This window comes from Alloalcanivorax xenomutans, from assembly GCF_032810065.1.
GTDB classification, from domain to species: Bacteria; Pseudomonadota; Gammaproteobacteria; order Pseudomonadales; family Alcanivoracaceae; genus Alloalcanivorax; species Alloalcanivorax xenomutans.
In genome coordinates this window covers 3,504,188-3,519,869 of sequence record NZ_CP136538.1, presented here as the reverse complement: position 1 = coordinate 3,519,869, position 15,682 = coordinate 3,504,188, and the positions used below count along the sequence as shown (strand labels likewise).

The following is a 15,682-nucleotide window of genomic DNA, read 5'->3' as shown; positions in this document are numbered from 1 at the left end:
GCCCCTGGCCGGAGCCGACGACAGGCGGAGGCACCATGTTCAACGACGACCAGTTAATGCGCTACAGCCGCCAACTGCTGCTGGCGGATTTCGATCTGCAGGGTCAGGAAGCGTTGAGCCGCGCCCGGGTGCTGTTGGTGGGGTGCGGCGGTCTGGCCAACCCGGCAGCCCTGTATCTGGCCGGCGCTGGCGTCGGTGGGTTGTTGCTGGTGGACGACGACCGCGTGGAAGTCTCCAATCTGCATCGTCAAGTGGCTTTCCGCGCCGATCAGGTGGGGGAGGAAAAAGCCCCGGCCCTGGCGGCGCAATTACGTTCGTTGAACCCCGATGTGCCGGTCACGCCAGTGGTGGCCCGTGTCGACGCTGGCTGGCTCGATCAACAGCTGGCGGAAGTGGACCTGGTACTGGATTGCACCGACAACTTTGCTACCCGGCAAGCGGTCAACGCCGCCTGCGTGCGTCATCGTAAACCGCTGGTAAGCGGCGCCGCCATTCGTCTGGAAGGGCAAATCGCCGCGTTCGATCTGCGGCAAGCCGGCAGCCCCTGCTACGCTTGTTTGTTTGGTGACGGTACCGAGGGCGATTTGCTGTGCAGTGAGGCGGGAATCCTGGGACCGGTGGTGGGTACCGTGGGCACCCTGCAGGCGCTGCTGGCCATGCATTTGCTTACTGGCAAGCCGGTGGCTCCGCAACTTCACGCCTTCGATGGCCGAGCCCTGAGCTGGCGGCAATTGGCACTGCGCAAGGACCCGCATTGCCCGGTGTGCGGCGATCCCGTCGCCGGGGAAGACGGATGATCAGACTCCGGAGACATGGATTGGCGTTGTATTCGCAGCCAAGGCGACTTCCCACGGCGGGAACTGCAAAGTCACCGTGGGAAGCGGCTTTGGCCGCGAATGGAGGGGATGCTCAACGATTACGGATCAGAGCACCTTGGTCGGAAAGGCGCACAACGGGCTGCCGGAGCAGTTTTCCGGGGTGACGAACAGCAGCCGTTCACCAGTGGGGTCGTTGACCGGATCATTGCTGATGAAGGCCACGAAGCCGAAGAAGTAAATCCCTTCCGCACCCTTGGCGTTGGCATCCGCCACCACCTCCGTGTAAGTGTCCGCCGACTGCATTAGCTCATAGTTGAAAGTGGCCTGGCTGTTTTCATCCTTGATGTAGAGATTGGCGAATTCCGCTGCGCCGTTGGTATTGACGAACGCAAAAGGATAAATCCACAGGTATCCTTGATCGCCTTGTTCGGAGACGGCGGTCAGGAACTCTTCCTCGGTTTCTTCATAGTCGGCTGGCGTCGACCGGTAGCTGTAACGGGTCGTGCCATTGACGGCGCGCTGCCAGAGGTAGCCGGCATTGCCGTTGCCATCCGTGATGGGGCCCAGGAGCAGATAACCGTCCTTTCCTTCTTCATTAGCCGCGTCGATGAGTGCCGAGGCGCTGGTTGCAAGACCCGGCGTCACCTTGGTTTCGTAGGTGGTATTAGTGCCTTGTTGGTGCATGTAGACGGTTTGAATGGTGGTGTCGCCATACAGACTGATATAAGGAGCACTCAGGGCAAAACCCTCTTGTCCCTGAGCATTGGCCTCGGCCACGAACTGGTCCAGCGTGGGTTGTTGCGGACTGATCCGGTACTCATAGGTGGCATCTTGTTGGCGGCCGAACAGCAGCCCCCCCACATCCACGTCGGAACCAAATTTCACTGGCCCCAGGAAAACATAGCCTTCGGCACCCATATTGATGAATTGCGTTTCGCTGAACTGGGTTCCAGGAAGAAATTCATAGTGGTATGTGCTGGCGCCGCCATCGCCACCGCCGTCACCATTTCCCCCACCGTTGTCCCCACCGCCGTTATTGTCGCCGCCACCGCTGCTTCCGCCTCCGCCACCACAGGCGACCAGAGTGATGGAAAATAACGAAACGAAAAGGAATGTAAAGGTACGTTTGAACATAACAGCATCCTTGTTCATGCATCGTGTTGGGCGCCCCTGCCGTCAGACCAGGGGCGCCAGGAAACGAAACTGTAATAAACGATGCTCCCCGATCCGGCGCTCCCGGGAGGGTCGGTCGAATAGCGATTTGCCGGATTTGGCAATCAGTCGTCGTTCTTGCCGATGGAAGTCATGTCATCCTTGGTGTCCTGGACCGCCTGGCCGGTGTCCTGCACGGATTTAACCGTGCCATTCACGGCGTTGGTGGCCTTGTCGGAAGTTTCCTGCACCTTGTTGATGGCGTTGGAGGTCTTGTCCAGGGCGTCATTCATCTTGTCGAGGAAGCCGGCCTGGGCGTTCACGGAGAAAGCCAGTGCGCAGGCGGCGGAGGAGGCGATGAGCAGGGATTTAAGTGTCATTGTCGGTCTCCGTACGGTTAACCGTTGTTCATAGAAGAGGTCCGGAATGGTCGCGCCCTCCGGACAATTGGCAAAAATAGTCACCGACGCGGAGAACCCATACCGATTCCGACGCCGGGTGTCGTAAAATGGGGACAATACGCTGGGTTGCTTTGCCGTGGCTCTCGGGGAAGGGAACACTCCCATCAATGTGTTCCCTGCGCAGCTTTCAGGGTGTTGTCTCCCGGGTAAATGAAAGCTATCGCCGGTGCCCGGTCTGAACCACCCTACCGTGGTAGGGTTTTCAGCCGTCGCCAATGGCCTAGGATGGAACGGCGAATGAATGAGGAAGCAGGGCTTCACGGGAAACCGGAAGAAGGGAAGGGAAACACCGGGTACGCCCTGGTGGTGGATGACCACCCTTTGGTGATGCGCGGTGTCGCGGAATATCTGATCTCACACTGCGGCTATCGTTCCGTGCACAGCGTCGCGGATGGTGATGCCTGCATGGCATTTATCGCCGATAACGGAGCGCCCAATCTGGTCATTATTGATTTCTGGCTTGCCGATGGCGCCGCGCCGCCTCTGGTGAAAGCATTATCAGATCATTGTCCCGCAACCCGTCTATTGGTCATGAGTGGTGATGATGGGGTCGGTATCGACGCTCAGGCACGGGACGCCGGCGCTCACGGTTTCATTCATAAGAATGAATCGCCGGAGACCTTTGCCCGGGCGGTGGCGGCGTTGCGCCGGGGGAAAACCTGGTTCGCGGATGCGGACCCGGCGTCGGCGGCAATACTCCGGTCCCGTCGTGAACTGCTGATCAGTCCGGCGGATCTGGGATTGACCCGGCGCCAGGGCGAGGTGTTGGCGATGATGCTTAAGGGACTGCCTAATAAACGGATTGCCATGGCGCTCAATGTCACCGAGCAAACGGTGAAGGAACATGTGTCGTCCATCCTGCAGAAACTCGGCGCCAGTAATCGGGTGGAAGCGATCGCATTGCTGCACGGTCGACGCTTGCGGCTATGAACGCCCGGCCCGCCAGAGGTAACACCGTGGCACCTTCCATGGCCAGTTTGAGCGCCGATGGCCGCGCCCGCTTGTTGGACATTACTCGTGTCAGGCTGTTTTACAGCGCTTCGGTAACGCCATTCGCGGGCATGGCCTTTATCATTTGGTTTTATCTTCTCGGGCAGGACATTTCCTGGTTGCTTGTGGAGCTGGCCGCGTACTTGCTGGGTGTCTGGCTGCTGTTCGTTTTGCGTCGGCGTTACCTGGCGGATAGGGCGTCTCTTGATAGCGAGAAGGTGCTGGAAAAATGGCTGCCGGTGGTCAAGCGCATCGCTGTTCTGCATGGCTTCGGACTGGCCTTGGTGGTGTTCCTGACGGCGGGAAAGGTGACGTTTGAGTTTGCCGCCGTGCTGCACATTACCTTCGCCGGTACCATCGCCGCCAACGCAACGCATCAGACCCCGGTGTGGGGGGTGTTCCTGCGGTTTTTCCTGTGTTGCTGGGTGCCGGTGGTTTTAATGATGCCCTGGACGGTTCCCGAGCATTGGCATTTCGTTTTGCCGATGGCGGTGCTGTTCGGTATCGCCATGTACCGTCACGGGGTGACCTCCCACCGTTTTTTCGTGCAGCAGATCAAACTGGAAGAAGACAGTGCCGCCCTGGCGAAGCGTTTTCGCGACGCCAAGGAACAAGCGGAGCAGGCCCTGCAGGACAAGAACCGGTTTCTTACCACCGCCAGTCATGATTTGCGCCAACCGGTGCATGCCATGGGGTTTCTGATTCAGGCCATTGCACATCGCAATCGCGATGAAACGCTCAGGGAACCGATTCGGGATTTGCAACAGAGCGTGCGTTCGGTGGATCTGATGTTCAATTCGCTGCTGGACCTTTCGAAAATGGAAACCGGCGCGGTTACCGCGCAACGCACACCGGTATTGTTGGACGCCATCGTCGAGGACGTGGCGACCACGTTTCGCGAGGAAGCCAACAGCCGTGGCCTGGATCTGCGTATTCGCATCGCCCGCAGAGAGGCGGTGGTTCTGGGCGACGCCAGTCTGATTCGCCGCTGTTTGATCAATCTCACCCACAATGCTTTGCGTTATACCCCCCAAGGTGGTGTGCTGCTGTCGGTACGCCACCGTCAGGGGAGCTGGCTGCTGGAAGTATGGGATACCGGAATCGGTGTGGCGCTGGAGGAACAAAAGAATATTTACACGCAGTTCTATCGCAATGCTTATTCCTGGGGAATCGACAGCGCCGGCCACGGCCTCGGACTGGCGATGGTGGCACGCAGTGCAAAAATAATGGGTGCCGGCTACGGTCTGAATTCCGTGGAAGGGCGAGGATCCCGATTCTGGTTGTCGTTGCCAGAGATGAAGCAAATGAAAACCGGGCATATGGTATCGGGCAATGCCATGCGCTCGTCATTGACCCGACTCGTGCCGTTAACGGGGAGTTGCCTGGTCATCGACGACGATCCGCTGGTCACCAAAGCCTGGCAGAGCCTGATGGAAGCCTGGGGCGTGGAGGTTCGCTGTGCCGCGTCCGGTGCCGAGGCGTTTGCGTTGTTGCGTGGAGGGTTTCAACCTCAGGCCATTCTTTGTGACCAAAGATTGCGCTCCGGAGAAAGTGGTTTCGAAGTTTTTCAGGCGCTGCTGGAAGCGTGCCCGGAATCCGGTGGGGCCATGGTCAGCGGTGAATTTCACTCCCCCGTGCTGGAGCAGGCGGAACGGGACGGCTATCTGGTGCTGCGTAAACCTCTACAACCGCCGCAACTGCATGCCGTGTTGTCGCAATGGCTCGAACCGGCGGAGGCAGTCACCGAAAGTGATCGCTCCGAGTCAGCCGGATAGGGCCACCACCTGATGATTGAGCCGGGTGATTTGCCGTGCCATATCGGTCATCAACCTCTGAATCAGGGTGGGATGAGCCCGGATCAGGTGATGGAACTGGCTACCGGGCACCCGCACCGCGGAACAGCGGGTGAGCGCCCGTACCGTGGCGCTGCGCGAGGAGCCGGTAAGCACGGCGATGGCGCCCAGTACCTCGCCCTCGCCAACCCGGCCCACGGCCACATTATCCACCAGCACATCCGCTTCACCTTCGAATAAGTGATAGACGTCAGTGGCATGCTCCCCCTGACGGATCAGTACCTCTCCAGGTTGAAAGTAGACGAAGGCGGAGTGGGCGTGGTGGTCTTCTCCGACTCTGGCCGCCAGCATGTGCAGCAGAAGACGTTCCCTCAGATCCCGCAGGCGCTCCCATAAAGCCGCGAGATGGGGCTCTTTTCGCAACCTCTGAAGCACGATCTTCCAGGGATAGGCGGCCAGCAGCACGGCGCTATCCGCCTTGTAGCTCAGTCCCGAATCCCGTGGCAGCACGTCTCCTTCATCACACAGGAACAGGGGGCTTTCGCCGTGACGGGCCACCACCATGCCACCACGTACCACATGCAAACATTCTTCGTGGAGCGGCATCTTGTCCACCGGAGGTTGAGGGCGAGGGCTGGCCAGATCCGCCAGAGCCACGGTCAGTTCACTGCCCAGTCGCTTGTAGTCCCGTGCCAGCGCGGCAAAGCCGGGAAGAGGGTCGCCAAGTGTCATCATGGTGTTCTTTCGTCCACGGTAGCCGAAAAGTAACCTGTAGTTGATCAAGCAGGGGTCGTGCCATTCCCGAATGTCCTTAATCATCGCCTCTGAGCGTTATGGATAGACGTGAACGCAGGCACAATACTGTGCAAAGTGACAAAAAAAGTCAGGGAGGAGTGCCGTGGGATACCGGATCCGCATGATGACAGTGGTGTTACTGGCGACCCTGGGCCTGCTGGGACTGGGGTTGATTGCGGTGGGGATGATAACAATGGGGGATTGTCCGTCCCGCTCCGATTGTCTGGCCTGGCGCATGCTGGGCGTCGTTATCTGGCTGCCCACGTCACTGGTGCTGTTGGGCACCGCGCTGTGGCTCTGGCGCTGGCCCTCCTGGTGGGCGCTGACGCCGCTATTGTTGCCGCTGTTGCTGATTGGTGTCTTTATAGCGGGCTGATCCGTCACCGGCGCGGTGAAGCCATCCGCCGCAACGTGTCGTCATGGTCGATGAAATGATGCCAAAGGGCACCGGCCACATGGATGCCCACCAGGGCTAAAAGCACATACCAGAGCAGGTCCTTGTGCAACCAGGCCAGTATTTCGGCTATTTGGGCGTTGGGCGTCAGTAGTTGAGGCATGGGACCAAGCCCGAAAATCATGGTGCCTTTGCCAGCGAACTGACGCATCAGAAAGCCCGCTATGGGCATGGCGATCACGGATAGGTAGAGCCCAAGGTGCACCAGTTGGGACAGCCCGCGCTGCCAAGGCGCACCAATAAACGGTGGCGTGGGGTGACGGACCCGCAGGTACAGCCGGAAGAGCATCAGGATCAGCACGGTGACGCCAAAGGAAATATGCAGCATTACCCAGCGGTCGCGCCATGGTGCCCCCTTCTCCACAAACTCGTGCAACTCCACCGAGGCCCAAGTCATCACCAGAAGAATGGCGACCAGCCAGTGCACCCCTTTGAGGGTGCGGTGCCAACCGGTACTCGTTGCCATGCTCGTCTCCCGTACGGATAAAACAGGAGTGTCTTTTGAATCCAACAAGGGTGGTTTGATTTATATCAATGAATCCTATATCACCGGGGCTATGCCATGGAGTTGATCATGTATAAAAGCCGTGTCGATAACCCTCTCACCGTACATCTCGGGCATGAGGAGCTGGTGATCCGCCGCCGTTATGAAACGCTCAGTATCGCCAATGATTTCCTCATCGCCATTTGGTTTCTACTGGGCAGTATCTTTTTTCTATACCCCAGCATGGAAACGCCGGCAGCGTGGTTGTTCGTGGTGGGTAGCTTCCAGTTCTTGATCCGGCCCACGATCCGTTTGTGCGGGCATATTCACTTGAAACGTTTGCCGGGCAATCAATGGGAGGAATGAGATGCGGATCCGACCGGGGCACAGTGTGCAAAGATAGAGCCGGGGGCAAAAGTTTGTAACCTCATATTGTCTGGTCTTGGCATGGCCATGGTTTTGTAGAATTGTCAGAAACGATCCCCCTTGGGGCCGCACTCTCCAAGCCGGCGGGAAGTGCCCGGGTCAGGTACGATGGAGGCAGTACAGGGAACCGAGAGCCAGGGAGCAAGGATGTGATGGAAAGAATCCGACTTCTTTTCCTGTTAATAGTGTTTTTGAGCGCTTCCGTTCAGGCCACCCGGCCACCTCCTCATGGTGGTGAGTGGCCGGTTTGTGACCGGCTGGAGATGAGCTTTTTTATTGTTGCTTCACTGCGCTATGAAGACGGCCAGTCGCTGAATTGGGTATTGGAGGAGTTGGAGAAAGAGAATACGGAAACGCCCGTGGAGAAGGCGCTATTCGAAAAGATGGTCCGTCGGGTCTATGAATTGCCCGACAATCCGGAAGACCTGGCCGAAGAGGGCCAAGAGGTGGCCGTGGAGGATCTTGTCGGTGATATCCTGGACGAATGCGGCGAGCAATTCCCGTAACACCTGAAGAGACCAGGCAAAGAACCTGAAGGGCGGAAATGGAATGACCACAAAGGATGAGGATGCCATGAGCCCGAACCGTATACCCCGCTGGCCGCTTGCATCAATGGTATTCATGGCACTGGCTGGCGCGCTGGCGGGTGGGGCCGTGATGGCCTTCGTGGCGATGCTGCTGGGAGTTCTGAGCGGGTCCTGGATCGCGGCGGGCATCTTGTTCGCGGTGTTGGGTACCCTCGGAGCACTGACCGGCTTCGCCATTGTTCTATTGGTGCTGATCCGGGACCGGGTGACGGCCAGCGAACAACGGATCCGGGCATTGCTGGCGTCGGCTGATGGGGTGCCTTCGTCTCGCGCCGCATTGCCATCAGAGGCGGCGCCGGCACCGACGTCCGTGGAAACGCCAGTGCCTCGTCCGCCAGAATCACCGCCCTCACGGCAGCCACCAAGGCAACCGCAACCGGAGCCGCCGCCCGGACCGCCGCTTGCCCCGCCAGAGCCGTCCCTGTTTTCACGGGGCTTTCAGCGCATCGGTGCCTGGCTGAAAGGCGGCAATACCATTGCCCGCGTGGGCGTTCTGGTGCTGTTTATCGGCGCGGCGCTGTTGGCCAAGTACGCGGCGGAGAGCGGTTTGTTTCCGCTGGAGGTCCGGCTGGCGGCGGTGGCGGTACTGGGGATGGCGTTATTGGGGCTGGGCTGGCGGCTGCGCATCCGGCATGTGGGCTATGCGCTGATTCTGCAGGGCGGCGGCGTGGCGATACTGTATCTGACCCTGTACGCCGCTTTCCGCCTGTTCTCGGTGATCCCGTCCGGGCTCGCGTTTTCCCTAATGGTGGTGGTGGCGTTGGCCGCTGCGGTACTGGCGGTGGCGCAGAATGCGCTGATTCTGGCGGTAATCGGCTTTGCCGGCGGTTTCCTGGCGCCGCTGCTGACATCCAGCGGCGCAGGCAGCCATATCTCTCTGTTCAGCTATTACACCGTGCTCAATCTGGGTGTTTTCCTGGTGGCCTGGTTCCGGGCCTGGCGTCAGCTCAATCTGCTCGGCTTCCTGTTCACGTTCGGCATCAGTGCTCTGTGGCGTGGAGGGGGCTATTCGCGGGAGCACCTGATCAGCACGGATCTGTTTCTGGGCCTTTTCTTCTTGATGTATGTGGCGGTGTCCCTGTTGTTTGCCCGGCGCCAGGCGAAGGCCGATCTGGGGTATGTCTCGGGGACGCTGGTGTTCGGGTTGCCGGTGGTCACTTTCGGTCTGCACGCTTCCCTGGTTTCGCATCTGTCCTACGCCTTGGCCTGGAGCGCCTTGGCTTTCGCGCTGTTTTACCTGTGGCTGGCACTGATTCTGTTTTATCGGCGCCGATCGGAATGGCGCCTGCTGGCCGAGGCCTTTGCGGCTCTGGGGGTGATATTTGGCAGTCTGACGGTGCCGCTGGCGCTGTCCGGAAGTGCCACCGCGGCGATCTGGGCCGTGGAGGGCGCTGGGCTGTTGTGGCTCGGAGTGCGTCAGAAGCGAAAACTGGCGCGGGCTTTCGGGGTGCTGTTGCAAGTGCTGGCGGCCGGGCAGCTGCTGATCGCCATGCCGGATTACCTGCAACCAACCATGCCGCTCTTCAACGGAGTCTTCATGGCGGCGTTCGGATTGGCGGTGGCCGGATATGCGAGCGGCGTGTTTCTGTCCCGGCTGGGCGCGGCGCGGGCCGCCTACGAACGAGGGAGCGCCCAAATCCTGTTGGCGTGGGCGGTGTTCTGGGCTTTGTTTGCCGGTGGCGCGGAAGTGGGCGAGTACGCTCCCTTCCATAGCGAGGCGGGCTGGTTACTGCTGGTGCCAACCCTGATCATCCTACTGCTGACCTGGGCCGGACGGTGGCTGGCCTGGGAAACCAGCATTCGCGTCGCGCCTTGGCTGGGCGCGGGTTTTGTCGCCATTGCCAGCCTGACGTTGTTGACCCTGCCTCATCCACTGGCGGACGGTGCTCTGTGGGGCTGGCCGGCGCTGTGGCTGGTGTATTACCACACACTGTGGCTGCGGGACCGCAGAGAGGAAACGCTGCTGGCCGCGATGACCCCCTGGCTGCACGCCCTGGGGCTATGGAGTCTGGCACTGGTGCTGTTGCCCGAGTTGTCGTGGCGGATCGGCAATGTGCTTGATGGCGTCTGGCCGGTGCTCACCTGGGGCCTGGTGCCAGCGGCGCTCATCACTCTGTGTGCCCGCTCTCCGGGTGTCTGGCCCTGGCGGCGGCATGCGCCGGCGTACCGCTGTCCAGGGGCCCTGCCCCTGGCGGCGTTGGCCGTCGGCTGGCTGATCTGGATCAATCTGTTCCACAACGGTGCTCCGTCGCCGTTGCCGTATTGGCCGTTACTTAATCCTCTGGATATCAGCGTGGCGCTGACCATGCTGGCCATTATCGGTTGGTGGCGGGAGACGCCCCGGCCGTATCCGGTACCCGCTGTATCGATGCTGGCGGCACTGGTTTTCCTGTGGTTGAGCGCCGCCCTGGTGCGTGCTCTGCATTATGGCGTGGGCACCCCGCTTGATGCCGCCGGAATAGTGCATTCGGTGACAGTGCAAATGGCCTTGTCCCTGTTCTGGGCGCTTTTGGGGCTGGCCGCCATGATCACTGCCACCCGCAAAGGATGGCGCCCCGTGTGGATTCTGGGAGTGGCCCTGTTGGGCGTGGTGGTGGTGAAACTGTTTCTCATCGATATGGCGGGCACGGAAACCCTGGCCCGTATCGTCTCGTTCCTGGGCGTCGGGCTGATACTGCTGGTTGTCGGCTATTTCTCGCCATTGCCGCCCCGGGGAAAGGAGTGTTCCTGATGCGTCTCTGGATTCTGCCTTGTTTCATCGCCGCGCTCGGTTATGGTTCCGCTACCCTGGCGGCGCCGCTACCGGATGATTTCGCCGAGGGCATTCCGATCACGCCGGTGGGGGAAGGGCGGGCCTATCAGTTGTCCTTGCCGGAACCGGTTTATCAGGTCAGCACCCGGGCCGATCTCGGTGATGTCAGGGTCTTCAATCGTGACGGCGGTGTGGTGCAGCACGCTTTCTGTGAGATCGAGGATCAGACCGAGCAAAACACCGTGGCGCATCCGGCGGCGTTGTACGGCCTGCCACCGGGGCGCCGCCCGGCCGAGCATCTGGGCGGTCAACTGGCCATCGACACCGCCGATGGGCTGAGCATGCGCTGGCAGCGGTCGGAGCCGGAGGAGGGCGCATCGGCGGAGGCCGGTGCCTTTGAATACATTGTGGATGCGCGTGGGGTGGAACAGGCCATCTCCGGAATTCGACTGGACTGGCGCTGGCGCTCCCCGGAAGGACGGCAGGAACTGCCGATTCGCATCGCCGCCAGCGACGATCTGGATCAATGGAGAACCGTCGTCACGCGAACCACATTGTTGCGGCTGGACGGGGAGGCGCTGGAGACCGTTGCCGTGGCGTTGCCGGAGCATCGCTACCGGTTTCTGCGCCTGATCCCCGAGGATGAGCGGGCCCGGGACTGGTTACACGGCGCACAGATTCTGACCACGCGCACCGAGGTGGAATCCGTTCCCCTGATATGGGCGGAGACGGAACGGAGCGCGGGCGATGCCCTTGATGGCCGGTTCCACAGTTCCCGCCCCGCGCCAGCGCGGCAATGGCGATTGACCCTGCCGGGGCCGAATCGGGTTCTCGAGGTGCGGTTGAGTTCCCGTGCCGACGAAATAGCCGTCTGGCGGCAACGTTTTCAGGGCCCGGTCACCTCGGGTCCGGAGACCGGTGCTACCGAAGCTCGGCACATGACCCCGACGAGTGATGGGCTATGGCGTCTGGAAGTGTTGTCCGGTGGGGAAGTGTTGTCCGGACAACCCCCCGCGTTGCAACTGGGGTACCCGCCGATCAGGCTGGGCTTCCTGGCCCAGGGGGAAGGGCCCTTCCTACTGGCCTATGGCAGCCGCCGGGCCGCGCCCGCCCAGGTGCTGGATTGCGCTGCTCTGGGGGATGAACCCGCGGCCGCGCGGGCGGAACTGAAGCAACGGCGCGAGTTGGGGGGCGACGCGGCTTTGCGGGCTCCGCCGAAGCAAACCCCGATACGGCGGATGGTATTGTGGGGGATTCTGATCCTGGGCGCGGTCCTGGTTGTCGCCATGGCGGTGGGTTTGCTGCGCAAGCTGGATAACCGCTGATTGGCGGTGGACCGCGACGGGGCGCACCGGCCGACCTCCACCGTACCCGGTCAATAATTGAAATATACCGGGAAGGGGGCGTCTGCTTTTCGCCAGATGCCGTCCAGGTCTCCGTCGTGATCCACCTCCAGCAAAAATTCTGCTTTACCATCCGGCCGGGTCAGTCTCGTTGCAACGGGCGGTGGGCCCACAGGAAGAGTCAGTGATCCAGGGAAACCGGAAGGTGGTCTCCAGATCGGGGGGCGTGGCGGTGATCGCCGCCACCGACAGCCGGGTTGGCCAGGGGCTGGGGGGCTGCGCTTGCACGGTGGCGGACACCACGGACAGTGCGGCAAGTACGAAGGCGCCCGCCATACCCAAGCAACAGGAACGATACCCCTGTCTAGCAGCAGGAGAGGGCTTCGACTCCAAGGGTATATAGCCCCTCCTGCCAGCTTTCGTCCGAAGAGCGAATGATGAGTTCATAGTCTCCCGGTGCCCTTAAAAAGACGTCGAGGTGCGCGTCGGTGTCGTCACCGCTGTCGATGGCTTCGTAGTGGCTGCCATGGTCGACCAGCAGATAAGCGCTGAAATCGTCGGAGCCGAAGCGAATCCGGTATTGTCCGATCTTGTCGACGTGCAAGGTGTGTTTTGCATCGAGCCCTCGCAGCCAGTCCTTGATGGTAACCCCGGGCACCAGAGGGGCGATGCTCTGAAGCTCGGTGGTCTTGACGCTCACTGTGTACTGTCCCAGAGAGCGTGGGGAATTCCCACCCACGGCCAGTAGATAAGAGCCTTCCCTTTCGATTTTCTGGCTCAGATGGGCATGGTAGCTGTGCAGAGCCGTGTCGCTTTGGCCGTTTTTTTCGTGCTGTAACAGGGTTCCGTCGGGAGCGAACAGGGAAAGATAGCTGTTGAGCCCGCCGGTGACGTCGAACCTGGCCACCTGGTTGGCCGCCAGCTCAACCCGGTAGAGATGATAACGACTGCCGTCGTTGAAGTTCATGGGTGCTTCGGCCGTCAACCTGTCTCCGGTCTCGTCGCCGGGCTCCAATGGCCGGGGCGTGGCCTCGGATGCCCTGGCCTGGAGAGCGGCGAATAGCAGAATCAGGCTGAAAAGCGCCATCAGCCGGCGTTTCCCGCCGGTTACCGAAAGACAGGGTGGTGATGAGAGTGTCATGGGGTCATCCTGAGGCAGTGGCTTGGAGAGCGCTCTTTGGAGGATCAGCGCCGGCGTTTTTTAGCAGACTCCTGCAAAAAGGCATCGAGACTCCGAACATGACTTTGCAGCTTGCCGTCGTCGATAACGCGGTGAACCAGCCAGAGTATTGCCGTGACGACCGGGAGTGGCCAGGCGATGAATAGATCCAGACCCTCGAGGGACGTGTCGGTATACAGCGCGAAGCTGATGACAACGATTGCGGTCAGCATGAAACCGCCGCAGCCGGCCAGAGCGATGAAAAACACCACCCGCCAGAAACCCGCGTAGTACCAGGAAAATTCGGGACAAGCCGATTGAGGCGAGTGGGTGGGTGTGGTCATCACTCATGGCTCGAAATGAAAGGCGTTGCGGGAGCTGTAAAAATCTTCCAACGCCTCGGTTCGCTTGTTGCGGTAGTTCATATAGTAGACCACGTGGGTTTGGCCAAGCCGGACGTAGCGTGCCAGATGCCAGTTTTGTTTGGACTCAAACACCAGCCCGTTGTCGTCGGCGACCAGGATGCTTTGATCGCCGGCCACTTTGTCGGCATCGAACACGAAGCCGTCGTCATCGCGCATATAAATCCCGCCGGATGGACGTTCGAACTCCGATTCCCCTGGTTTCAGAGCGCCTTCCACTCCAATGTAATCGCTTTCCCCATCGCCGCTTTCGAAAATCATGTTTGGCCCGAGGGAAAGCACGAAATAGCCACCTCCGGACCAGCGCTCGGCCGTGTAATTCAGAGGCAGAGTCATTTTCGCGCCCTCGAACAAGGAGACCGATTGTGCCGGCGAGAGCAGTCCGAGGGTATTGTCCGTGTAATGATTCACACTGACGGTGTCGTCCGTGGCAGCGGGTCGGGCGCTGTTGGCGATGGCAGCGAATCGTTTGATGTCGTCGGCGCTTTTCAGTGTGCGGGTGGTGATCAGCAGGGTACGCCCCTGGCTCAATGGAATCGTTCGATACAGGTCATAGCCGGCGAGATAGGCCTCATCCTCGGATTCGTCGTACTCGGTGAAGGCGTCGACAAACAAACCGTCCTGCTCATAAAGACGATACGTTCCGGGCCAGCGGGTTTCTTTGGCGACGTCTTTGGGAGACGCTTCCTTGAGCGCCAAAGTGAGATCCGGGTTCACTTGATTGAACAAGGGCTGGTTGCTTTCGGGGTCGGCCAGGCTGAACAGGAGCCAGCGTGTCGGGTTCTCCTGGTGGATGTAAAAGCCGTCATCGTTCGCCGGCAAATTCAGAGTGAAGCCACCGGGAAAGACGACCTTGTCGCTGTCACCGCCATCCGTGCCAGGGAACTCCATAGTGCCATGCTTTTCGGCCGCTTCCCGTTTCAGGGTTTCGATGTGCTGATGGCGCTCATTGAGAGCGCTCTGAAACGCCTCCTCATCAGCCAGTGGGCGGGGTTTGATGAAGAAAATGTTTTCACGGCCATCGGACATCAGCAGTTTCAATTGACCGTCCATCAGCTTCGCCGTCAATTGCGTCTTCAAACGCTTCATGCGCTTGTCGTCCGGCTCGGGCAGCAGAGTACGTGGTTTGTCCGGTGTCTTGGCGTCGTACTGAATCAGACTGCCGTCCTGGTCATCATAAACGAAGAAGGTGGAGGCACTCAGCCCGGCCAGGGACAGAGGGGACAGCATGGCGGTTTCGAGAACGAATTTGGTGTCATCCGGGCCTCGCACCTGCCAATAGCTTTTGTCCGCCAGGGTGATGCCGGGTGCCGTGATCAATGCCGTCAGCAGACAGAGCCGGGTCGCGATTTTAGTATTCGTAGTCGTCATCATGGAAACTCGGCAATTCGGGGTCGTAGTACCGGGCGAGGGTGCCGCCCCGCCCGCCCTCGGGGCGCTCGTCGCCAGACCATCGGCTCGCCGGTTCGCACAGACACTCGTTCTCAATGGCGAGTCGCACGGCGCCATCCGGCACTCGCCAGAAATAAACCTTGCCGCGGAAATCCTCTTTGCTGGCGGTGGCGGGGCCGTAGTCGTCCTCGAATCTGGCTTTGAGGGCCATGATCTGGTCGTCGTCGAAGGCGCCCATCGCGACTTCCCCTTTCACGCCATCGGCATTGCCGATGCGGGAGGTCACGATGTACAGAGTGTCGTCTTTATCGGTCAGAAAGGACGGTGCCCGCAGTGGAATATCGTGGAAGTAGACATTGGGGCGGGCCGTTTCCGCTTCCCAGTCAATGGTGAAGGCGCTTCGCAGAACATCCCGGGCCTGATACTTCTCGCCGAACAGAAGAACCTCAAGGTTTCTGATCTCATCGGAGGGGGTTTGGGTGTAGGGGATGTCGGCTTCGTCGAGGGCCCGGGCGATGGCGGTATTGCCGTCCAGTTCCGCCAGATCCAGACTCGGGGCACGATCCGCACAGCCGCTCATCGCCAGTATCGCTCCCAGGCAAAAGCACGCGGGCCGGAGCAGATCTCCGTTGATACTCATGAGTACATCCTTTG

General features: G+C 60.3%; 17 protein-coding genes. 8 read left to right on the top strand and 9 right to left on the bottom strand.

Going from position 1 to position 15,682, the window contains the following annotated elements:
- Positions 1-35: 35 nt before the first annotated feature.
- Positions 36-797 carry a HesA/MoeB/ThiF family protein gene (locus RYH70_RS16120; protein WP_317009404.1) on the top strand — a complete coding sequence of 254 codons (762 nt, stop codon included), beginning with the start codon at positions 36-38 and terminating at the stop codon, positions 795-797.
- Between the two features lie 126 nt (positions 798-923).
- Here RYH70_RS16120 and RYH70_RS16115 read toward each other — a convergent pair whose 3' ends face one another.
- Complete coding sequence (locus tag RYH70_RS16115; RefSeq protein ID WP_317009403.1) at positions 924-1,952, bottom strand: hypothetical protein; 1,029 nt, start codon at positions 1,950-1,952, stop codon at positions 924-926.
- A gap of 143 nt (positions 1,953-2,095) precedes the next feature.
- A complete protein-coding gene (locus RYH70_RS16110; protein ID WP_317009402.1) occupies positions 2,096-2,350 on the bottom strand; it encodes a hypothetical protein in 255 nt (84 codons plus the stop codon).
- 318 nt (positions 2,351-2,668) lie between these two features.
- On the opposite strand from RYH70_RS16110, the gene RYH70_RS16105 reads away from it, so the two are divergent.
- On the top strand, positions 2,669-3,361 hold the full coding sequence (locus RYH70_RS16105) for a response regulator transcription factor (protein ID WP_316308787.1): 693 nt from the start codon (positions 2,669-2,671) through the stop codon (positions 3,359-3,361).
- A gap of 38 nt (positions 3,362-3,399) precedes the next feature.
- Positions 3,400-5,196: a hybrid sensor histidine kinase/response regulator gene (locus tag RYH70_RS16100; protein WP_055100880.1), complete on the top strand. Its 1,797-nt coding sequence runs from the start codon at positions 3,400-3,402 to the stop codon at positions 5,194-5,196.
- Here the strand turns inward: RYH70_RS16100 and RYH70_RS16095 are convergent.
- Entirely contained in the window at positions 5,185-5,949 is a 765-nt protein-coding gene (locus tag RYH70_RS16095) for a Crp/Fnr family transcriptional regulator (RefSeq protein ID WP_316308786.1), read from the bottom strand. The two genes, RYH70_RS16100 and RYH70_RS16095, sit on opposite strands and share 12 nt — an antisense overlap.
- Before the next feature lie 163 nt (positions 5,950-6,112).
- On the opposite strand from RYH70_RS16095, the gene RYH70_RS16090 reads away from it, so the two are divergent.
- On the top strand, positions 6,113-6,385 hold the full coding sequence (locus RYH70_RS16090) for a hypothetical protein (protein ID WP_026948566.1): 273 nt from the start codon (positions 6,113-6,115) through the stop codon (positions 6,383-6,385).
- Positions 6,386-6,389: 4 nt separating this feature from the next.
- Here the strand turns inward: RYH70_RS16090 and RYH70_RS16085 are convergent, their stop codons facing one another.
- Positions 6,390-6,929, bottom strand: a complete 540-nt coding sequence (locus tag RYH70_RS16085) for a cytochrome b (protein WP_051414191.1) — start codon at positions 6,927-6,929, stop codon at positions 6,390-6,392.
- A gap of 108 nt (positions 6,930-7,037) precedes the next feature.
- On the opposite strand from RYH70_RS16085, the gene RYH70_RS16080 reads away from it, so the two are divergent.
- The 4 genes from RYH70_RS16080 to RYH70_RS16065 all read left to right on the top strand — a co-directional run bounded on the left by RYH70_RS16080 (position 7,038) and on the right by RYH70_RS16065 (position 12,037).
- Positions 7,038-7,313, top strand: coding sequence for a YrhK family protein (locus RYH70_RS16080; RefSeq protein WP_022996297.1), 276 nt, complete (start codon positions 7,038-7,040; stop codon positions 7,311-7,313).
- 212 nt (positions 7,314-7,525) lie between these two features.
- Positions 7,526-7,879: a hypothetical protein gene (locus RYH70_RS16075; protein ID WP_031228653.1), complete on the top strand. Its 354-nt coding sequence runs from the start codon at positions 7,526-7,528 to the stop codon at positions 7,877-7,879.
- Positions 7,880-7,922: 43 nt separating this feature from the next.
- Complete coding sequence (locus RYH70_RS16070) at positions 7,923-10,691, top strand: DUF2339 domain-containing protein (RefSeq protein WP_317009401.1); 2,769 nt, start codon at positions 7,923-7,925, stop codon at positions 10,689-10,691.
- Positions 10,691-12,037 (top strand): DUF3999 domain-containing protein, encoded by a 1,347-nt coding sequence (locus RYH70_RS16065; RefSeq protein WP_317009400.1) that lies wholly within the window; start codon positions 10,691-10,693, stop codon positions 12,035-12,037. The genes RYH70_RS16070 and RYH70_RS16065 overlap by 1 nt, the downstream gene beginning before the upstream one ends.
- A 144-nt stretch (positions 12,038-12,181) precedes the next feature.
- Here the strand turns inward: RYH70_RS16065 and RYH70_RS16060 are convergent, their stop codons facing one another.
- The 5 genes from RYH70_RS16060 to RYH70_RS16040 form a co-directional block, all read right to left on the bottom strand.
- Positions 12,182-12,391, bottom strand: a complete 210-nt coding sequence (locus tag RYH70_RS16060) for a hypothetical protein (protein ID WP_022996293.1) — start codon at positions 12,389-12,391, stop codon at positions 12,182-12,184.
- 28 nt (positions 12,392-12,419) lie between these two features.
- On the bottom strand, positions 12,420-13,142 hold the full coding sequence (locus RYH70_RS16055; protein WP_055100876.1) for a hypothetical protein: 723 nt from the start codon (positions 13,140-13,142) through the stop codon (positions 12,420-12,422).
- Positions 13,143-13,240: 98 nt separating this feature from the next.
- Entirely contained in the window at positions 13,241-13,558 is a 318-nt protein-coding gene (locus tag RYH70_RS16050; RefSeq protein ID WP_022996291.1) for a hypothetical protein, read from the bottom strand.
- A gap of 3 nt (positions 13,559-13,561) precedes the next feature.
- Entirely contained in the window at positions 13,562-15,010 is a 1,449-nt protein-coding gene (locus RYH70_RS16045; protein WP_145953613.1) for a hypothetical protein, read from the bottom strand.
- Entirely contained in the window at positions 14,988-15,668 is a 681-nt protein-coding gene (locus tag RYH70_RS16040) for a hypothetical protein (protein WP_080531454.1), read from the bottom strand. The genes RYH70_RS16045 and RYH70_RS16040 overlap by 23 nt, the downstream gene beginning before the upstream one ends.
- Positions 15,669-15,682 lie beyond the last annotated feature (14 nt).